The sequence below is a fragment of the Siminovitchia acidinfaciens genome, assembly GCF_003605385.1.
Classification (GTDB): Bacteria; Bacillota; Bacilli; order Bacillales; family Bacillaceae_C; genus Siminovitchia; species Siminovitchia acidinfaciens.
Genome location: NZ_QYTV02000004.1, coordinates 77179 through 98299, shown reverse-complemented (window position 1 = coordinate 98299; position 21121 = coordinate 77179). Strand labels below are relative to the sequence as shown.

The following is a 21121-nucleotide window of genomic DNA, read 5'->3' as shown; positions in this document are numbered from 1 at the left end:
AAGTGGAGACGATCGGTTGTTTGCCGGTCGTCTTTTTTTGGTATTGCGTTAGGATGGAGACGGCTCGCTTATTCTAGAATGGTCATCCTGGGGATTTTGGCTAGGGAAAATATTAGTTGGGAACGGAAATTACTTTAAACCCTCTGTTCAGCAGGGTGAAGTAATTTCCAGTTTCTTGAAATACTATCCGGAATCTTGAGATACTGTCGGGAATTTTGCAATACTGTCTAAGATCTTGAAATACTGTCGGGAGTTTCACAATACTGTCGAGAGTTTCAAATACAGTCCACTTATCGAAAGCACAGTCCTAAATTTATGAAATGTTTTCCAGTTATTTGGCAGAAACACAAAGTCTCCCAACGCCCTGTGGTGACCCTCAGAAGCTGTTCATGAAAAGAGTTGATAAATTACCTACATTTCAATGATCAAGGAGTCAATACTCATTAATTTTCAGAACCACTCTCCGGATTGTCCATTTCCTTACTGTCTTTTACCCTTTTACCAAAAACGGGAAAACAATCCATCTCGCTTACACCCACTTCCTCAATCCATCTAATGATAAATAATATTTCCGGTCTTTGAAGGTTCCCTTAAATGGCAGATCTAGGGAAGCCAGCAGCTTTGCAGCCACTGAAATGGAATCCGACTGCAGGAAGTAGCGGAACTGCCGGTTTGTAATGGTATCCCCGACTAAAAGGAAATAATCAATCAATGCTTGGGCATGTGCCATTTTATCGGAAAATCCGCAGTTCTTGCATTTCCAAGTTCCGATTGCCCTTATCATAGGTGCACACTTACAATTCGCACAAATAATTCCTAGGTAAATGTCACTTTTCTTAATATGGAATTCCTTTAAAATGTCAATTTTTAATGGAGTATCAAGCTTTAAAAGACGGCGGCAAATTTTTTGAAGATCAGCATTCGACAAAAGTGGCTCCTGATGATTTTTCCAAAATAATTCAGATTTTTGTCGAATGGCCGCAGGGCGTATTACTTTCTTGCTAGCGATATGCTCATATTGGGAGTCAAATTTAATAATGGAAGAAGGGTTCGTGACGACTACAAAAGAGGTACTTGGAAGAGTTATGTTGAGGTGCTTTCTTATTAAATTTTCCAAATGGTATTGCTGGTTTTCTGCCTGAATAATGGGATTGGGGTAAGATTCAGTACTGCCTTCATACGTCCGAAGCATCTGCTGCTCCTCAAAAATCAAGGTGCCAGAGTGGTTTTTCGCCTCATAATTTGTAAAATAAAATCTCGATAAAAGGAGAGAATCGATTTGAAAAAAAGTGTTGTTCGAAAGGGGAAGCCGAAGGTCTTGTAAAATGTAGTGTCCGTGTCGAGGCAACTGTGCCATGAAATAATCCAACTGTAATTCTCCGTGGTAACCGGATCTCCTGAATCTAAGCTCGTCCTCAATTTTGCCCCTACTCGGATGATTTGGGTGAATCCGTCTTAAAAGAGCTTCCATTATTAGGATTATTAACGGAATCTTCCTGAACTTCTTGATCAATATACCACCTCGTTCTTAATTGTTATAGTGCTATTCGACAATCTTCTTTGAAATCCTTCATACTATAGTAAAAAGATTACGCTCAGGCTGCGATCAAATAGCTTAATATGATTACTATTCATATTTTAAAAAAACTGTGCACTTCCTTAAAATACTATCCAAAAATCGTAAATACTGTCCACTTTCTCGGAATACTGTCCAAAAGCCGTAAATACTGTCCACATTCTCGAAATACTATCCGAAATTCGTAAATACTGTCTACTTTCTCGGAATACTGTCCAAAAGCCGTAAATACTGTCCACATTCTCGAAATACTATCCGAAATTCGTAAATACTGTCTACTTTCTCGGAATACTGTCCAAAAGCCGTAATTACTGTCCACATTCTCGAAATACTATCCGAAATTCGTAAATACTGTCCACTTTCTCGGAATACTGTCCAAAAGCCGTAATTACTGTCCACATTCTCGAAATACTATCCGAAATTCGTAAATACTGTCCACTTTCTTAAAATACTATCCAAAGATCGTAAATACTGTCCGCTTTCTCAAAATACTGTCCAGAAATCACAAATACTGTCCAGTAATCCACTTTCCGGATATCCTGTTCAAAATTCCCCCCGATTCTCACTACCCGCCACAAAGAAAGGTCCAGCCCCCGGCTGAACCTTCCCTCTTTCCACATACTACTGTTCTACCTCCAACTCCCCGCAGTATTTCCGTATGAGCCTGGTCGCGGTTGATTGGCTGACCTGCAATTCTTCCGCAACTTTTCTAGAGCTTTTGTGTTTTTGAAATGAATCTCTTATCAACTGCTGCTTTACTTGTTCCACAGCTCCATCAAGGGTTAAGGAGGAATCAAGCTGTATGCTTGCCTTCTTTTTTTTGTTAAAGGTTTCAGGGAGGTCGTGGATATCAATGATTGTGTCACTGACAATGACCAGCTTTTCTATTAAATTTTCCAATTGGCGGATATTGCCCGGCCAGGCATAATTCGTCAGTGCAGTAAGGCACTTTTGTGAAATAAGCTTATTTGTCTCGTACTCCTTATTGAATTTATTTAAAAAGTGATAGATAAGCGGAGTAATGTCCTCTTTGCGCTCCCTGAGCGGCGGCAATGTGATATCAATGACGTTTAAACGATAGTAGAGGTCCTCGCGAAATTCCCCATTTTCGATCAGCTTTTCCAAGTCCCGGTTTGTTGCAGCGATGAACCGGATGTTCACTTTCTTTTTCTCCTGCCCGCCGACCGGAATAAACTCTTTATCTTGGATTACTTGAAGAAGTTTTGCTTGCAGTACCAAGGAAATATCGCCAATTTCATCGAGAAACACTGTTCCATTATTTGCCGCTTCCAGCAACCCGGTTTTCCCCGATGGGGCAGCCCCTGTAAAAGCTCCCTTTGTGTACCCGAACAGTTCGGATTCTAACAGTTTTTCGGGAATTGCTGCACAATTGATCGTTAAAAATGGCTTGTCTTTCCGATTGCTTACCTGATGGATATAACGGGCAAGTATCCCCTTACCGGTTCCAGATTCGCCTTGGATCAAAACAGTGGAATTGGTTTTTGCTACTTTTTGAGCAAATGTGATGGTGTTTTTAATTTTGTTGGAGTGGGCAATCATGCCGTGAAGCTCTTTTTCTGGCATGGCATTGTTCTCGTTGATTGTTTTATAGTTTTTTAATTCCCTTGCAGTAGTGATCACTAATTCAACTTCATTATCGTCATTTAAAACAGGGATGGCAGAAGTAAGCAATTCCGCACCTGTGTTTGTTTTTTGAATCATAGATAAGGGCTCTTTTTTTATATAAACCTCCGGATAGATGGAAGGTGTCCAATATTCTTTTTCAAAAAGGTCATTGCTGTATCTTCCAAGCAAATCCTCTTTTTTTAATCCGTAGTTTCTTTCACAGACTCCGTTCACATAAATAATCTGTCTCTTGTTATTAAAAATAAAAATCTCATCCGAGGAGTAATCCAATAGGCTTTTTAGCGTTTCCGCCGTTATTTCAATTTCATTTGCGTTATTCGTCTGATCCATTTTCTTCGCACCTCATGTCAAAATAAAATTTTCTATCTAGGTTTAAAGGCTGGAAAAATAACGATGTATGGGTATTATATCACGTTCTGTCACCACTAAATACACTTTATTCAAAATTATGAGTCAATTATGGCCACTATGAGTAATAAAAGACTCAATTTTTCGACTGCGATAAATGAGAAAACGCATAAATAAAGCACCGGCATTTTGGCACGGATTTTGCAATCGTAGTCTAGAAGGAAGGGGGGACCAGTGAAAATGAATTATGCAGAAATCAGCAGGAATGGCCCTGTGTTGGAGATAGTGTTGAACAGACCAAAAGCGAATGCGATTAATACAGATGTAAGCATGGAATTGGCCGAAGCTTTTTTTATGCTTCGGGACGATCCTTCCTTGAGGGCAGCAATTATTACTGGAGCGGGCGATCGATTTTTTTCGGCCGGCTGGGATCTTAAAGCGGGCGAGGCGGTCGATGCAGACCATGGTCCAGGAGGATTCGCCGGTTTAACGGAAATCTTTGACTTGCGGAAACCTGTCATTGCCGCGGTGAATGGATTAGCGGTGGGCGGTGGTTTTGAATTGGCGCTTGCATGTGATCTGATCATAGCTGCGGATCATGCCGAGTTTTTCTTCCCTGAAGTAAGTATCGGAATTATCCCTGATGCGGGCGGTGTGCTGCGTTTGCCCAAAGTGCTGCCGCGGGCAATAGCTTTGGAAATGTTGTATACAGGAAGGCGTTTGAGCGCTGAAAGGGCACACCATTTTGGCTTGGTTAATCATGTTGTCAAAGATACGGAATTAATGGATGAAGCTAGAAAGGTGGCCAATGAAATTGTCAGGGCAGCCCCTTTGGCCATATCGGCTGTAAAAGAAGTACTGCGGCACACGGAGCATGTCCCTGTAGAAGAAGGATATGAAATTATGCGGAGCGGACAATTGCCTCATTATCGAAAAATGCTTCAATCCCAAGATGTGTTAGAAGGGCAGAAGTCCTTTGCGGAAAAGCGTGACCCCGTTTGGTCAGGAAAGTGATGGTCTGAAGTTTCGAAGTGCTTGCTTTTTCAAATTGCGCGATTACAGGGTGCGGCGAAGAAGCGCGATACTATCTGGGGATGGTGATCCCAGGGAAAAAACAGAGATCTTACGAAAGTATTTATTCCAAAGTGGGAAGCACAATCGCGAAAGTAGAAATACTGTCCAGATTACAGAAATACTATCCAAAAACCCGAAATACTGTCCAGATTACGAAAATACTATCCAAGAATCAGAAATACTGTCCAGGTTATGAAAATACTATCCAAAATCTAGAAATACTGTCCAGATTACAGAAATACTATCCGAAAATCCGAAACACTGTCCAACTTACGAAACACTATGCGAATTTTACGAATGCTATACAGTATGACTCAGAAAGGGTGCATGATTCATATGGGTCAGGAGACAATTTTTGCCCCTCAATTATTTAAGGGGAAAACGGCACTGATTACCGGAGGCGGCACAGGAATCGGTCTTGCCATTTCTCAGTTGCTCGGTCAATTGGGCGCACATGTTATTCTCGTTTCAAGAACGGCCGAAACATTAGAAAAAGCCGTTACTGATTTGCGAAGCGAAAACATCCAGGCTGATTTTATTCCGGCTAATATACGCAAGGAACAGGAAGTAGAGGAAGTGTTCGAAAAAGTATCCGAGCGGTGGGGTGGGTGTGATTTTTTAATTAATAATGCTGGAGGTCAATTTGCCGCACCCGCCTTGGATATTTCTGCGAATGGTTTTCGCGCGGTGGTGGATTTGAATTTGCAGGGCACGTGGCAAATGAGTTCTGCTTTTGCCCGAATGTTGATTGAAAATGGCCGTGCCGGCCGGATTATAAATATTGTCTTATGCCTGAAATCCGGAATGCCCGGTATGGTGCATGCGGCGGCTGCTCGTGCAGGCGTGGTTAATATGACAAAAACGTTGGCCTATGAATGGGGAAGTCATGGAATTAATGTAAATGCCATTGCACCGGGAACGATCGAAACCAGCGGTTTGCAGCAGTATGACTCCAATCAGTTGGAACAAAGCATCAACCGTCTGCCGATCAGCAGGATGGGAAAACCGGAGGAAGTGGCGGAGGCTGCAGCCTATTTATTGTCACCGGCAGGAAGTTATATTACAGGAACAACACTGGAAATAGACGGGGGCGAACATTTAATGGGAGCCACCAATCAAGTATAGGGGAAGGGATGTTCATATGACAAAAACAGCTGTAACTTATAGTTTTCGAGAATCATTATCTATGCCTCATCAAGAATTGCAAAAAAGGGCTCAACAATTTGCTGAAGAAGTACTCATGCCTTATGAACTGCAGTGTGAAGAGAATAACGGGCTGGACCGGGAAAGTTTACAAACAATCAATCAGGCGGTGATGGATTGGGGTTTCAATGCCATTAATCATTCCAAAGAAGATGGCGGGCAAGGATTGACGATCTTTGAACAAATGATTGTGAATGAACAGTTGGGCAAGGTGACGAATGCGATTTGGGATACGGTATTTCAGCCTGCCTTCCCCATGCAGTTTGGAACGAAGCAGCAAAAAGAAGAATATTTAATTCCTACGAATCAGGGAAAACGGCGCGATGCCTATGCGATTACGGAAGAAAAAGCAGGTTCCGATCCTCAGCAGTGCCTCACCAGGGCTGACCGTGTAGACGGAGGTTACAGAATAAATGGAGAAAAATGGTTTGTTACTGTCGGCGATGTAGCGGATTACCTGCTCGTACACGCACATGTCGATGGAAAGCCGGAACTTGCAACTGTATTTTTTGTTGATAAAGATCTGCCGGGCGTTAAGGTGAAGCGCACACCGCTTTATACGCATAATTTCGTCTACGAGCATCCGGAATTTATTTTTGAAGATGTATTTGTCGATGACAGCAAAGTGCTCGGCCAAGTAGGAGAAGGGTATGATTTGACGAAAGACTGGTTCGTTGAGGCGCGTTTAGGAATAGCAGCGCGTTGTATCGGTGCTGCAATCCGGGCGACAGAGACGGCAAACGACTTTGCAGCCAACCGCACCCAATTTGGTAAAAGCATTCGCGACTTCCAGGCGATTGAATTCAAACTAGCGGATATGGCCGTAGACATTATGGCTGCAAAAAGCATGCTTTATCGTGTTTGCTGGGATATTTCAGAAAGCAAAGACAGGAAAGTGAATCATGCACGTGCAGCAGCTTTAAAACTATATTGTTCGGAAATGGCCGGACGTGTATGTGATGAAGCCGTGCAGATTCTTGGCGGGCGGGGATATATGCGTGAAAATCCAGTGGAACGCCTCTGGCGCGATGTCCGGGTGGATCGGATATGGGAAGGCACCTCTGAGATACAGCGGGTCATTATTGGCGGGCAAATAAAGAAGCGGGGACTAGGGCTCTACGTTGATTAAGGAATAAATAAAGCCTGTATCGGGCTATTCGCAAAATAGGCAACCAACTACAACCCTGCATTGGGCATTTCACAAAATATGGAGACAACCGCACCCCTGCATTGGGCTTTTCCAAAAATAGGGAGGCACCTGCAAACCCTGTACAGGGCTTTTCGTTAAAGCTGCAAAACAATAATCATTTTCGTTGATTAAAGAAAATGTCAACGATAGCGGGTTTAATAATGTGCTCGTTTTACGTTGAACCAGGAGCGCTGTCCGTACTGATGCTGTGATCTGTCACCAGCAATTGGGTCATCACGTTGATTTAACTTGGGAACACGGGGGTGGAAATGGATGAATCTCAAACAGGAGAACTTAAAGCGTATGCTTATGCCGCGACATGTTGTTTTCATAGGCAATCAGAACATTGTCCGGCAGGGGATTATCAATTGCAAAAAAATAGGATATAAAGGAGAAATTTATGTAGTCCATCAAACGCTGGATGAAATTGAAGGAATTCCATGCTGTAAAAGCATTAACGCTCTTCCTGCAGCACCTGATGCCGCTTTTATTGCTGTGCGGGGAGACAGAGCAGTCCAGGTGATCAGGGAATTGGCAATGCTCGGGACTTCCGGCTGCGTTTGTTATGCTGCAGGATTTTCGGAGATTGGCAATAAAGAATTGGAAAAAGATTTGGTGGAAGCAGCCGGAAATATGGCCTTGGTTGGTCCGAATTGTTATGGAGTAATTAATTATCTTGATCAGGTCCCGTTATGGCCGGATCGGCACGGTACAAGCGTGTCCGATAAAGGTGTGGCAATCATCAGCCAAAGTGGAAATACAAGTTTGAACATCACGATGAATGACCGCTCCCTGCCCCTAGCCTACGTTTTGAGTATTGGGAATCAATCCGTTCTCGATGTTGCTGATTATATGGAAGTCATGTGTGAAGATCCAAGAGTTACAGCAATCGGCCTCCATATTGAAGGTCTGGCTGATATTGAAGCGTTTATCAGGGCATCAAAAATTGCTTTGAAAAAAGGGGTTCCTGTAGTTGCATTTAAAACAGGTGTTTCTGAGATCGGAAGTCAACTGACAATGAGCCATACAAGCTCGTTGGCTGGTGCAGATGATTTATATCAAGCGTTATTCAAACGCTTGAATATTTGCCGGGTCGACTCGTTATCCGCTTTTTTAGAAACCTTAAAGTTATTTTCAGTCACCGGTCCACTAAGAGGACGAAATTTGGGTGTCCTCACATGTTCTGGCGGCGAGTCGACGATTACAGCCGATTTGGCGGCGGAGAAAGGTTTTTCTTTTCCCGGTTTAAATGCCGGACAAAGAAAAGAGTTGGAATCACAGTTGACTGAATTTGAACATGTTTCCAATCCGCTTGATTACAATACATCAATCTGGGGGAAAGAAGCGGAACTGGCCAAGTGTTTTATCACTTTTATGCAGGGGCCGTTTGATGTGACGTTGTTAATTTTAGATTTGCTGGAAATGGATAATGGGAATATTCAACCATGGGAAGCATCAATCAATGCTTTTATAGAGGCCCGGAAAAAAATGAAGCTGCCGGCCGCTGTTATTTCTGTATTACCTGAAGGTATCCCCGCGGTTATCCGCGAAAAACTGATTGCTGCCGGGATTACACCTTTGCAGGGGATAACGGAGGCCTTTAACGCGATCAGTGCTGTCACAAGGTACAGAGAAAGGAAAAGTCTATACAGTTTTATGGAAAAAGATGCTCCGGTCAAATTACTGTTATGCGGGAATCAGCAGGTCCAAGCAATTACATTGGACGAATGGCATGGAAAACAAGAGATTCTTTCCTATGGAATGAAAATACCAAGGGGCAAGCTGGTCTCTTTAAATGACGAAGATCTCATCGGCAAGGATCTGGAAGGGCCGTTTGTCGTTAAGGCAGTAAGCACCGAAATTGCGCATAAAACTGATATTGGCGCGGTCATATTGAATCTCAACAATGAAAAGGAAATCAGGAAGGCACTGGTCCAAATGCATAAAAATCTGGCACATCAGCTAGGGCATGATATGAAGTTTTTAATAGAAGAGATGGTACCGGGTGCGGTGGCAGAATTAAACATTGGCATCAAAAGGGATGACCAATTCGGGTTGGCTTTGGTCATTAGCATGGGCGGCGAATTTGTCAATTTAGTCCATGATAGTGTGCCTGTTTTACTGCCTTGCAGACGTGAAGAAATTGTAGAAGCTTTACACTCTCTTAAAGGGATAAAGTTATTAAAAGGTTATCGGGGCCGGCCGAAAGGGGATATCGAGGCGGTCGTAAAAGCGGCTGAATCCGTTGCAGCATATGCGGCGGCTAATTGGAACAGACTGCTGGAAATGGATATCAACCCGCTTTTAGTGCTCCCGGAAGGCCAGGGTGCTGTAGCTGTGGATGCATTCATTCGCAAGGCTCACCCAATAAAAGCTGAAGATATGAATATACCGGAAGATAAACTTTTATTGTAAGTATCAATTTCACGCGGTTGACAATTTTCGAGGGAATGTTAATATTTAGAATAATATTTTAAAAGTATCAAAAAATAGGTAAATGGAAGGGTTCAATCCAGGAAAGGGGTATTTTTTATCTTAAAAGCGGACTGGTGTTTAGTAGAGCAACATTTAAAAAAAGGTGGTGATTCCATATGATTGAATTTCAAAATGTGTTTAAGCAATATGATGGCGGTCAGGTTGTTTTGAAGGATATTAATCTCGTATGTGAAAAAGGAGAGATTACAGTTTTAATCGGGCCGAGCGGCTGCGGAAAGACGACTACCATGAAGCTGATTAATCGCTTGATTAACCCGACACGGGGAAATGTTCTTATCGACGGGACCGACAATTCGCATATCAATCCGGTTCAGCTCAGAAGGGAAATCGGCTATGTTATCCAGAATACCGGATTATTTCCCCATATGACCATTGAGCGCAATGTCGGTGTTGTACCCAATTTATTGAAATGGGAAAAATCACGAATCAATGAACGTGTGGATGAGCTGCTGAATCTGGTTGGTTTGGATCCTAAAATGTATAAGAGCCGCTATCCTTACGAACTGAGCGGCGGCCAGCAGCAACGCATCGGAGTGATCCGAGCGCTGGCTGCCGAGCCGGCAATCATTTTAATGGATGAGCCGTTTAGTGCGCTTGATCCGATTACACGTGAACAGCTTCAGGAAGAGCTCATTCGTCTGCAGAAGGAAATAAAGAAGACCATTGTTTTTGTTACACATGATATGGATGAAGCTTTAAAGATCGCTGATAAAATTGTTTTGATGAAAGATGGTTCGATCGTCCAAAGTGGAAGTCCCGAAGAAATTCTCAGGCGTCCTGCAAACGATTTTGTGAAAAATTTCATTGGTAAAAAGCGTTTGAAGGAAGCATTGGAAATTCCTTCGGTCGCGGATGTGATGGTGAGAAAGCCTGCCACCATTTTTCCATCCCGCGGGCTGGCCGTCGCTATGAAAATGATGGAAAGCAAGCAAGTCGATTCTCTGGTAGTGGTTGATGATGATAGTCATATTAAAGGCTATGTTTCTATCTATGATATTTCGAGAGAATTTGAGAATGAAAAAAAGCAGGTAAAAGATATCATGCAGCCATTCCAGCATATTATTGGACCGGATACATTACTAAGTGAAGCTGTACAAATTCTGGATGAAAGCAAGTTATCATACATTCCGGTTGCCAAACCCGATCGTACGCTGCTTGGCTTGGTGACAAGGGGAAGTATTGTCGGACATATGAGGGATGTATACTCCCTGGATGGAAGCAGGGGGGCCTGACATGTGGGAATATATTTATATATTTGTCGAACGCTCATCTGACATTACGGAAGCATTGCTGCGGCATTTATATATCTCGGGTGTGTCTGTTTTACTAGGGTGTTTGGTTGCTATTCCGCTGGGAATTTTTATAACAAAAACAACTTATCAATGGATCCGCTCCACCGTTTTTACAATAACCAACGTTTTCCAAACGATCCCCAGTTTAGCGATGCTGGCTATCTTTATTCCACTCATAGGGATCGGAATGAAGCCTGCTATAGTAGCGCTGTTTTTATACTCTTTGCTTCCCATTCTGCGCAACACATACGCTGCATTTGAATCTATCGAGCCAGGGATTATCGAGGCAGCGAAGGGAATGGGGTACAGTTCTCTGCAAAGATTGGTTCAAATTGAATTCCCGTTGGCATTGCCGTACATCATGTCGGGCATCAGGTTAACAACCGTCTATATTATCAACTGGGCAACGCTGGCGGCATTAATAGGAGCAGGCGGATTAGGACAGTTGATTATCGGCGGGATGGGTGTGAATAACAAGCCTCTCATTTTAGCCGCTGCCATCTTGTCGATGGCGCTGGCCTTGGTAGTCGACTTTTTGTTTGGGGGCTTGGAGAAAGCTTTATTAAAAAGAGACAGGTCTGAACAACATCTACCACATTTGGAGGGGAAATGATGAAACGAATATTGGCAATTTTACTAATACTATTTATTGTGCCGCTATCGGCTTGTTCCGGGGGAGCCAGCGGAGGGGGCGGAGGCAAGATTACTATAGGTTCATTGACGTACACGGAAACGAAAATTTTGTCGCATATGTATAAAGCATTAATTGAGGATTCCACTGATCTGAAAGTCGAACTGAAGCCTGATTTGGCAACGAGCCCTATTATTCTTGAGGCAATGAAAAAAGGTGATGTTGACATAGCTACTCAGTTTACAGGTACATCTATTTCATCATTTACTGAAATTGAAAACCCAAAGGATCGGGAAGCTACATTACAGCAGGCGAAAGATTTTTTCGCTGGTGATGACTTTAATTTCAAATTTCTTGATGGACATGGATATCAAAACACGTATGCGTTTACCGTCCGAAAAGATATCGCGGACAAGTATAATCTCAAAAAAGTATCTGATCTAGAAAAAATCGCGGATGATTTTAATGCCGGATTTGATACAGCTTGGCTTGAACGTGAAAATGATGGCTATCCGGCTTTTACTAAAGTGTATGGGTTTGAGTTCGGAAAGACGAATCCAATGGAAATCGGCCTGGTTTACGATGCAGTGAAAAATGAGGAAGTTGATATCGTTCTGGCTTATTCCACTGACCCGCGTATTGTCGCCTATGATCTCGTAATGTTGGAGGATGATAAAAAGTTTTTCCCTCCATATGATGCTGTGATTGCGGCGAGACAGGAAATATTGGATGAACATCCGGAAATTGAAGAGGCGCTTGCTCCGTTGATCGGTTCGATTGATGAGGCAACCATTGGAGAGCTGAATGGTCGAGTGGATATTGACGGAGAAGAAATTGAGGACGTGGCAATTGACTATTTAAAAAGCCAGGGTTTACTGAAGTAGGTGGGGATAGTGTACACATACCTGGGGTTTACAGCATACTTATCTAAAAGTTGGATGCGTCTGTTTGAAATGGCATTCCAGCATATTTTAATGGTTGCCCTTGGAGTCCTGCTGGCATTAATTGTTGGCATTCCGTTGGGAATCTTATGTACGAAAAGCAAAAGGATGGAATCCATCATCCTGGCACTTGCCAATGTCATTCAAGTAATTCCCAGTCTGGCCCTTTTAGCCGTATTAATGCTTGTTTTTGGCCTTGGATTTAAGACTATTGTGATTGGTTTGTTCTTGTATTCACTGCTTCCGATTATTCGGAACACCTATGTAGGATTGAAGGAAGTGGACAAAAGTGCGGTGGAGGCAGGACGTGGAATGGGAATGACACGATTCCAGCTATTGTTAAAGGTGAAGTTTCCATTGTCTTTGCCCTTTGTATTGGCGGGATTGCGGATTGCATTGGTCATAGCCATTGGAGTGGCCACCCTTGCACCATTTATCGGCGGTGAAGGATTAGGAAGAGAGATCGTCTCAGGTATAAACTTGCGTGATTCCTATAAGATATACGGCGGTGCAGGATTGGCTGCCATCCTGGCTGTATTGGTGGACTTTTTATTGGGGAAAGCGCAGAAGCGATTGGACGTGAACGGACAAAACAAGTAAAGACTATTGAGGACGGGCTCAGCTTGATTGGAAAGAAAGGGGCGGCGTTGTGCTACCACTTTTCTTCACGAATGCTGAAATAAAATCAGGGGTGGAAGTGATATAGTCCAAAAATGCAGAAATATGATCCAAATCGGAAGGACTGTGCTTCTGTTTGTCCCAGATGTTTTCGGGCACATGCGGGATAGTTTACAAGCCCGCATGTGGCCCGACTTTAAAAATCTCCCCCAATTCCTCATAATCCGTTCGCACATCCAAGCTGGTAATCGCATGGTCAAAGTGCTTCGTCAAGCTTTCCCTTAGCGCCTTGCGGTCTTTTTTTCTAAGTATCTCAATGATTTCAAGATGTTCCTTGTATCCATATGGCTGTGGAGAGTTTTCTTCAAAAAAGATGTCGAAAAGGATAAGGTATATCGAAGTTTGTTTGATCATTTTTTCAATAAATTCATTTAAAAACTTGTTGCCGCATTTTTGGGTAATAGCCACGTGGAACTCCTCATTTGCCTTTACATATGTCGTTAAATTTTTACTGTATAAGGCTTCTGTTTCTACCGCTACAATTTCTCTCATATTAACAAAGTCTCTTTCCTCTATGGATTCCAGCGCCATTTCGGTCGCTAAGATTTCCAACTTTCCTCTCAAATGGAAAGCTTGGACCACTTCGTTGATTGATGGATTGATGACAAATGCCCCTTTATTGGGGATGATCTCGACTAAACCGTCAGCGGCCAGCATGTCGATGGCACTCCTGATTGGCGTGCGGCTTATATTCAAACTCTTGGATATTGCGCTTTCTATTATTTGTTTGCCAGGGGGAAGCTTTCTGGCAAGAATGGCGTCTTTTAAGGTCGTGTACACGGATTGTTTAAGAGACTTTTTTTCTTTCATTTGCATTCGCCCCCTTTTGCTAAAAGCTATTTCTGAGTGGCTGAAACTGAACAGCGTTCTATTAGCGTATGTCATAGCTGTATTTTTTCTTTATTTTGCAGCATCGTGCATTTTAAAAAGATAAATTTGTATAGTTTATTGACAATTTACAATATTCAGGGTTAAACTACGTATAATTGTACTACAATTTCGTTCAACAATTAAGAGGAAATTAGGAGGATGATAAAAAATAAATTATGTAGTGTTGACCCATTTGTAAGCGTTAACAAAAATGTTGACCATGTTAGATCCAGGTCATGCAAGTATCACTAAAAGACCGAAGCAGGCAATACATCACCTGCGCCAAATGTAAGGGAAATTCAAAAAAATGAGGGGGTAAAAAAGATGAAACGTTTTTCTTTTCTGGCATTGACCTTTCTTTTCCTGTTATTACTGGCAGCCTGCGGGAGCAAAGAGACAGGCGGAAACAGTGGGGACACCGCGAAAGAGCCGGCGGAGACGGATTCAGGGGATGGATCGCTTGCTAAGATTGAAGATTCCGGAGTTCTGCGGGTTGGATTCGAAGGGACGTACAGGCCGTTTAACTTTATGGGCGACAAAAGTGACTACGACGGATTTGATGTTGACATATCCAATGAATTGGCAAAACGGATGGGTGTTAAAACAAAGTTTGTCGCCACGTCTTGGGAAAGTCTGATCGGCGGGCTCAAGTCAGATAAGTTCGATGTCATTATTGCACAAATGAGCATAACTGAAGAGAGAAAGCAGAGTGTTGATTTTACAGATCCATATGTCGTCACGGGGGCTGTCTTGATTACACGCGAGGACACCGATGGCATTGCTAAGCTGGAAGATATTAAAGGTAAGAAAGTCGGCGCGGGTGCAGGGACAACGTTTGCGGACCTGGCTGAAAGCGTAGATGGGGCAAATGTTAAATTATATAAAAGCATAAATGAGTATCTTCAGGATTTAATCAATGGAAGATTGGATGTCATTATCAATGACCAATTATTAATGAGCCACAACATCAAGGAAGAGGAACTTCCTGTAAAAGTTACAAGTGATATTTTAAGCGAAGATGAAATTGGCATGGCCGTGAAGAAGGGAAGTACGGACCTTGTTGAAAAGTTGAATGAGGAGCTGGCGGCCATGATAGAAGATGGGACATATGAGGAAATTTACAGAAGGTGGTTTGACTCAGATCCAGTCATAAAATAGTCAACTCCGAGGGGGGACTCCAATTATGAAGGTTGCAGTGCTCGGTACAGGAATGATCGGAATAACCGTTGTGAGGGAGATTGCCGCATATAAGCATATTAATCAAGTGGTCGCAGTTGATGGATTACAGGAGAATATCGATAAGTGCCTGAAGCTGGCTGACAATGAAAAAGTGACCGGGCGGCAGATGAACCTTGCCAATGCGGAAGATATTTTGGAAGCAATAAAAGGGATGGACGCAGCCATTGCCTGTTTGCCGCATTTCTTGAGTATGCCGGCAATCAAGGCTGCAATAGCTGCCAAATGCCATTTGGTAGATTTAGTGGGGACCGAATTTGAGGAGAAAATGAAGCTGGATCAACAGGCAAAAAAAGCAGGAATCACAATTGTTCCCGGATGCGGTGTTGCACCGGGGATCATAAACTTTTTAGCCGCCCAAGGCATTGAACTGCTGGATGAAGCGGATGAAGCCATCATGATTTGCGGCGGTATTCCGAAGGACCCGCAGCCGCCGCTGGGATATCAGATTGTATTCCGGCTGGAAAGCGTGTTGGGACTATATACGAGACCGGCGCTGGCAGCCGAAAACGGAGAACTGGTCCATTTGCCGCCGTTGTCCGGCATGGAAAAAATGACTTTTCCTGAACCGGTGGGAGAATGTGAAGCTGTTGTGACGGATGCCCACAGTACAGCTTATACATTAAAAGACAAAGTGAAGAAAATCTATGAAAAAACGGTGCGCTATACGGGGCATTGGGACAAGATGGCTGTTCTTGCTGAACTGGGTTTTTTAGATGACAAAGAAGTTGAAGTGGATGGTGTAAAGGTTCGGGCAAAAAAGTATACGGAAAAAATATTGGAGCCGCAATTACGCGGAAAGTCGATTGAGGATATCACTGTTGTCAGGGTGACTGTGAGCGGCAAAAAAAATGGAAAAGACACAGTATATGCTTGGGAAATGCTCGATTTCTATGACCATGATCGAGGAATCACTTCCATGGCAAAAACTACGGCCATCCCTGCCATGCTGATGACCAACTGGATTTTGGAAGGTCGGGTGACGGAAACAGGGGTCGTTCCTGTGGAAAATGTGATTATCGGCAGCCGGTTTGATGACTTCGTAAGTGAGCTAAGGGGAAAGGGAATTGAGATCAATCAATTTGAGCGGGTTTTATCATAGTCACTTAAGAGGGGAAGTGAGAACATGAATCTTTCATTAATACCAGAGGCTCTTCCCGTCCTTTTAAATGCCACATTAATGACAATAGGGCTGGCTGTTGTTTCGATTATCATCGCTTTGGTACTTGGCTTTTTTACCGCATTAGCGAGAATATCAAAAATCAAGATTTTGAGAATGATAGCTACCGTTTACGTATCGATGTTTCGAGGCACGCCGTTGCTGGTGCAAATTTTCGTTATATACTATGGGCTCCCTCAAATCGGAATAGAATTGGAGCCGATTCCTTCCGGCATTTTGGCCCTCAGTTTAAATGCGGGGTCATACTTGTCGGAATCATTCAGGGCCTCGATTTTAGCGGTGGATAAAGGACAGATGGAAGCGGCCGTTTCCATGGGGATGACGTACGGACAGGCGATGAGGCGTGTTATTCTCCCGCAGAGTATCCGAATTGCCATACCTACGCTATCCAACACCTATATTATTTTAATAAAAGATACATCCCTCGTTTCCGTAATTACAGTTACCGAATTGCTGCAAATGTCCACGCTGATCATAGCCAAAACGTTTGAGCCTTTGACCATTTATTTATTGGCTGCGGTTCTATACTGGATTGTGATCACCTTCTTTACAATACTTTTAGACCGCATGGAAAAAAGAACATCGAGGCATCTGGCTAGGTGAAAGGGGTGAAGGTGGTTGGAGGTCATCAAACTTCAAAACATAAAGAAAAGTTTCAATGACAACGTCGTTTTAGAAGATATTAGTTTCACTGTGGAGAAAAGCGAAGTGGTTGTCATCATGGGGCCGAGCGGTTCCGGGAAATCGACTCTTCTTCGCTGTATCACATTTTTGGAAGAACCGGATAGAGGAATTATCAGGTTGGGGGATAAGGAAGTCGAAGCCGGACTTCCACTTAATAAACACAGGAAAAAAGTGATAAGGGAGCTGCGGCAAAACACAGGGTTTGTTTTTCAACAATTTAACCTATTCCCTCACAGAACAGCTCTTGAGAACGTGATGGAAGGTCCAATGATCATTAAAAAAATGGGCCGCGAGGAGGCACGGGAAAAGGCTGTCGCCCTGCTCACAAAAGTGGGTTTGGCAGATAGAATGGATCATTATCCAGCTCAATTGTCGGGAGGTCAGCAGCAAAGGGTTGCGATTGCAAGGGCGCTCTCAATGGAACCGATGGTCATGCTTTATGATGAGCCGACCTCCGCTTTGGATCCTGAGCTTGTAAGGGAAGTGCTCCTGGTCATGAAGGAATTGGCGAAGGAAGGTATGACGATGGTCGTTGTGACCCATGAAATGTCATTTGCCAGAGATGTGGCGGACCGGGTGGTGTTTATGGACGATGGAGTGATTATAGAGGAAGGCACTGCTGCGGACATATTCAAGAACCCGAAGGAAGAGAGGACCAAGAAATTTTTGCGGGACGTGAGTGAGGAAGAGATTGCATTGTGACTGGGCGGGGTCAGACCCCCCGCGCGTTAAAGTAGTAACGAATTAACGCTGTGGGGGGGTCTGACCCCAAAATTTTAAATCTTCGTATTCGACTTTTTCGCCCGCTCTTCAAGCTGTGTCTTGGGAGCCTGATTTGCGACATCCTCGGTTAAGCCTTGCGGGTTCACGCTGCTCACGACTCTTTTATTACTCCTGACATTATCATCCCGTTTCATGACTACACCTCCAATTACTATTGTTTTGATATGGTGGAAATTTATTCATATAATCGGAAAAACATAGTAGATCTTGGGGGGGGTTTTTACAGGGGAATTCTAAGGATAATACTTGCACGAACTCGCCCTAGTCATTCCGTAATTGCACGAGTCTACACGAGAATTGCACGAATATCATGGATAATTGCACGAATTCAGCTGAGAATTGCACGAAATTAATGGACAATTGCACGAACTCAGCTGTTGGTTGCATAGATAATTGCACTAGCATTCCTAGAGTTACACGCCATCGCATTTTATTTCACACCACGAAAGTGGGTTTTCCGTTAGCAAAAAATTAGCTGCTCTTTTAAATTGACAGTAAATTTTTATTAAAAAATGTTACTTTTACAGTAATATTTACCCTAAGTGGTTTTGCATGCAGGAGGAGGGTGTTCATATGAAAGTGATTGTCGTGGGATCAGGAATCGTGGGAGCAAGCGCGGCGTATCATTTGGCGAAAAAGGGCGCTGAGGTTGTTGTGATGGACCAGGGACATGAAGGTCAAGCAACGCCCGCAGGGGCAGGGATTGTTTGCCCGTGGATTTCTCGTGAAAAGGAAGATCATCCGGACCGTTATGCTGTTGCTAAAGCAGGGGCCTGCTATTATCCCAAACTTATTGCCATGTTGGAGCAAGACGGGGTAACGGACACGGGCTATAGTTTAGTGGGAGCGCTCGCTATCAGCGATAACGATGAAGTATTGTCTGAGATTGAAGAAAAGGTTAAAAGCAGGAAGGCGGAAACTCCTGAAGTGGGAGAAGTCCGCCGTGTAACTGCTGAAGAAGCGCAAGCTTATTTTCCCCCATTAAAAGAAGGGATCGCAGCTGTTTACGTCTCAGGGGCAGCGCGTGTGGACGGGGCGTCCTTAAGGGATTCTCTGAAAAGGGGAGCTGAAAAACATGGTGCCCAGTTTTATTCTGAAGAGGCAAGTCTCCAAGTCGCAGAGGGGAGAGTGCTGGGGATTCGTACAAGCGACAAAGTTATTGCTGCCGATTCTGTTGTGGTTGCAGGCGGTGCGTGGGCGTCGAGGCTTTTCGAACCTCTCGGGATTGATATAGCCATTGAACCGGAACGCGGACAAATCGCCCATTTGGTTTTGTCAGGCGAGGATACTGCCAATTGGCCGATCATCCATCCTATGGAAGGCCATTATCTAGTTCCTTTTGAAGGCTCACGTGTAGTTGCGGGCGCCACAAGAGAAGCAGGGACAGGGTTTGATTACCGCATGACAGCGGGCGGGGTAAAAGAAGTGTTGGATGAAGCACTCGCTGTTGCTCCTGGTCTTAAAGACAGTACTTTGAAAGAGGTTCGGGTCGGATTCAGGCCGGTTTGTCCCGACAACTTGCCGTCCATTGGAGCGATTCAGTCTGTTGAAGGACTTTTTGTTGCAAATGGATTGGGCTCATTGGGATTGACCATGGGGCCGTATGCAGGGGCAGTGGCTGCGAGGCTTGCCTTGGGTGAAGAAGTTGGGCTTGATTTATCACCGTATGATCCGTTAAGGCATGCGGGGGAGAAGGTTGAGAATTAACTTTTTTGTTATGAGCAGGATTCTTATGATCCGCTGGGGAAAGCCATTTTAATCAATGTCCATTGATTAAATGGCTTTTTTTGGTCGCTGCTCCATTAATGGGGGGAGAGACAGATGTTGGGCATTCATCAGTCAGGTCCTAATTACAGTGGCTCAGCCAGTAAAAAACCTGTTTCAGACAATGAAAACGGTCTCCGCTATTTTGCTTTGTTATAATTTTTCCTATGTATTTTTTTGAAGACATAGGATTTGTTATAAAACAAAGGAGAGGTTTTTTTATGTCAGAGTCCAATGGAGGTTCGGCGCTGGCCCGAACGAAATTGACCCTGCTTGAGGGGGTAGCCCTGATTGTCGGGGCCAATATCGGTGCGGGAATTTTGAGCTTGGCGTATGGTGCCAAAAATGCAGGGTGGCCCGTTTTAGTGTTCTGGGTTGTTGTTGCAGGTGTACTTACCACAATTTCCATGCTTTATGTGGCGGAAACGACGCTAAGGACGAAAAAGGCTATGCAGTTAAGTGGTTTGGCTGAAAAATATGTTGGGAACCTGGGGTCTTGGCTGCTGTTTTTATCGGTGGCTGTCAACTCGTTGGGTGCTTTGATCGCCTATACAACCGGGAGCGGGCAAATTTTATCGGAACTTTTTCATATCCCAAACGCTCTGGGAAGCTTCCTCTTTTTCATACCAGCGGTCGGAGTGATCTGGCTTGGCTTAAAAGCAGCAGGTGTTGCTGAAAAGTTCATCACTTTCGGTATGCTTGTATTGGTGCTCATCTTAATATTGGCATCGATTATTGGACCCGGATTAAAGACGGAATATCTGACTATTTATAATACGAAGTTTGCGATTCCTGTATTCAGCTTGACGGTTTTCGCCTTTTTGGCGCAATATATAGTACCTGAATTAGCTCGGGGATATTCTAAGGAAACAATTAAAAACTTGCCAAGGGCGATTATTATCGGAATGTTGATAACAGGAATTTTATTGGCTCTGGTGCCGATGGCGGCTTTGGGGCTGTCAGGTCCCGAAAACGTAACGGAGGTCGTTACAATTGCATGGGCAGACGCTCTGGGGAAATGGGCATTTTTTACTGCCAACGGTTTTGCACTGATGGCAATGATGACATCCTTCTGGGCGCTGGGACAGAGTTATTTTACAAACATTATTGACCGCTTTAAATTTCCATCTGAGACTAATAAAAAATATCGTGCCATTGCATTGGCAATCGTTGCAGTTCCGCCGTTTTTGATTGCGTACAGCGGCTTTGTCGGATTCGTTGATGCATTGTCGATAGCGGGTGCGTTTGCGGGAATCATGATGGCAATCGTCCCGGTCATGATGATTAACAAGGCGCGGAAAGTGGGCGAGCGGGAACCGGAATGGACGTGCGGTAAGCTGGCACACCCAGCCATACAAACATTAATCATCGTTTTATATACAAGTGCGGGGGTTTACACGTTGCTTGGGATCTTTAATGTGCTTCCGAAAGGCTGGTAATTGTTCGATTCAATTTTTTGGGAAATTATTTAGTGCACTCGTAAAAGAGACTAATACAATTTGAATGTTATTTGAAAAAGCCATTAATCA

General features: G+C 43.8%; 19 protein-coding genes. 14 read left to right on the top strand and 5 right to left on the bottom strand.

Annotated elements, in window-relative coordinates; translation table 11 throughout:
- Positions 1-529 precede the first annotated feature (529 nt).
- From D4T97_RS10520 to D4T97_RS10515, 3 genes are all read right to left on the bottom strand, one after another.
- Positions 530-1471, bottom strand: coding sequence for a nuclease-related domain-containing protein (locus D4T97_RS10520; protein WP_126050448.1), 942 nt, complete (start codon positions 1469-1471; stop codon positions 530-532).
- Between the two features lie 548 nt (positions 1472-2019).
- Complete coding sequence (locus D4T97_RS20505) at positions 2020-2196, bottom strand: hypothetical protein (protein WP_164525533.1); 177 nt, start codon at positions 2194-2196, stop codon at positions 2020-2022.
- Position 2197: 1 nt separating this feature from the next.
- Positions 2198-3553 (bottom strand): sigma-54 interaction domain-containing protein, encoded by a 1356-nt coding sequence (locus tag D4T97_RS10515; RefSeq protein WP_126050446.1) that lies wholly within the window; start codon positions 3551-3553, stop codon positions 2198-2200.
- A gap of 258 nt (positions 3554-3811) precedes the next feature.
- On the opposite strand from D4T97_RS10515, the gene D4T97_RS10510 reads away from it, so the two are divergent.
- The 8 genes from D4T97_RS10510 (at position 3812) to D4T97_RS10475 (ending at position 12997) form a co-directional block, all read left to right on the top strand.
- Positions 3812-4585: an enoyl-CoA hydratase-related protein gene (locus D4T97_RS10510; RefSeq protein ID WP_126050983.1), complete on the top strand. Its 774-nt coding sequence runs from the start codon at positions 3812-3814 to the stop codon at positions 4583-4585.
- Positions 4586-4981: 396 nt separating this feature from the next.
- Positions 4982-5770: an SDR family oxidoreductase gene (locus D4T97_RS10505; protein WP_126050444.1), complete on the top strand. Its 789-nt coding sequence runs from the start codon at positions 4982-4984 to the stop codon at positions 5768-5770.
- A 16-nt stretch (positions 5771-5786) separates the two neighbouring features.
- Positions 5787-6977, top strand: a complete 1191-nt coding sequence (locus D4T97_RS10500) for an acyl-CoA dehydrogenase family protein (RefSeq protein ID WP_126050442.1) — start codon at positions 5787-5789, stop codon at positions 6975-6977.
- Between the two features lie 333 nt (positions 6978-7310).
- On the top strand, positions 7311-9452 hold the full coding sequence (locus tag D4T97_RS10495) for an acetate--CoA ligase family protein (protein WP_126050440.1): 2142 nt from the start codon (positions 7311-7313) through the stop codon (positions 9450-9452).
- A 176-nt stretch (positions 9453-9628) separates the two neighbouring features.
- Complete coding sequence (locus D4T97_RS10490; protein WP_126050438.1) at positions 9629-10765, top strand: ABC transporter ATP-binding protein; 1137 nt, start codon at positions 9629-9631, stop codon at positions 10763-10765.
- Between the two features lies 1 nt (position 10766).
- A complete protein-coding gene (locus D4T97_RS10485; protein WP_126050436.1) occupies positions 10767-11438 on the top strand; it encodes an ABC transporter permease in 672 nt (223 codons plus the stop codon).
- Positions 11438-12340 carry a glycine betaine ABC transporter substrate-binding protein gene (locus D4T97_RS10480; RefSeq protein ID WP_126050434.1) on the top strand — a complete coding sequence of 301 codons (903 nt, stop codon included), beginning with the start codon at positions 11438-11440 and terminating at the stop codon, positions 12338-12340. Before D4T97_RS10485 ends, D4T97_RS10480 begins: the two co-directional genes overlap by 1 nt.
- 54 nt (positions 12341-12394) lie before the next feature.
- Positions 12395-12997 (top strand): ABC transporter permease, encoded by a 603-nt coding sequence (locus D4T97_RS10475; RefSeq protein ID WP_126050982.1) that lies wholly within the window; start codon positions 12395-12397, stop codon positions 12995-12997.
- Between the two features lie 189 nt (positions 12998-13186).
- Here the strand turns inward: D4T97_RS10475 and D4T97_RS10470 are convergent, their stop codons facing one another.
- Positions 13187-13885 (bottom strand): GntR family transcriptional regulator, encoded by a 699-nt coding sequence (locus D4T97_RS10470; protein WP_126050432.1) that lies wholly within the window; start codon positions 13883-13885, stop codon positions 13187-13189.
- A gap of 384 nt (positions 13886-14269) precedes the next feature.
- Between D4T97_RS10470 and D4T97_RS10465 the strand changes: the two genes are divergently transcribed.
- From D4T97_RS10465 to D4T97_RS10450, 4 genes are read left to right on the top strand one after another with little or no spacing between them, the layout of a single operon-like run.
- Positions 14270-15103, top strand: coding sequence for an ABC transporter substrate-binding protein (locus D4T97_RS10465; RefSeq protein ID WP_126050430.1), 834 nt, complete (start codon positions 14270-14272; stop codon positions 15101-15103).
- A gap of 25 nt (positions 15104-15128) precedes the next feature.
- Entirely contained in the window at positions 15129-16283 is a 1155-nt protein-coding gene (locus D4T97_RS10460; protein ID WP_126050428.1) for a saccharopine dehydrogenase family protein, read from the top strand.
- A gap of 24 nt (positions 16284-16307) precedes the next feature.
- Entirely contained in the window at positions 16308-16964 is a 657-nt protein-coding gene (locus D4T97_RS10455; RefSeq protein WP_126050426.1) for an amino acid ABC transporter permease, read from the top strand.
- Between the two features lie 15 nt (positions 16965-16979).
- Entirely contained in the window at positions 16980-17747 is a 768-nt protein-coding gene (locus tag D4T97_RS10450) for an amino acid ABC transporter ATP-binding protein (protein ID WP_126050425.1), read from the top strand.
- Between the two features lie 74 nt (positions 17748-17821).
- On the opposite strand, the gene sspL is transcribed toward D4T97_RS10450, so the two are convergent.
- The gene (sspL, locus tag D4T97_RS10445) at positions 17822-17962 is read right to left on the bottom strand and encodes a small, acid-soluble spore protein L (protein ID WP_126050423.1); all 141 of its coding nucleotides are present in this window, start codon (positions 17960-17962) and stop codon (positions 17822-17824) included.
- A 439-nt stretch (positions 17963-18401) separates the two neighbouring features.
- On the opposite strand from sspL, the gene D4T97_RS10435 reads away from it, so the two are divergent.
- Positions 18402-19535: an NAD(P)/FAD-dependent oxidoreductase gene (locus tag D4T97_RS10435; RefSeq protein ID WP_126050421.1), complete on the top strand. Its 1134-nt coding sequence runs from the start codon at positions 18402-18404 to the stop codon at positions 19533-19535.
- A gap of 278 nt (positions 19536-19813) precedes the next feature.
- Positions 19814-21031, top strand: coding sequence for an aromatic amino acid transport family protein (locus D4T97_RS10430; protein ID WP_126050419.1), 1218 nt, complete (start codon positions 19814-19816; stop codon positions 21029-21031).
- The last annotated feature ends 90 nt before the right edge of the window (positions 21032-21121 follow it).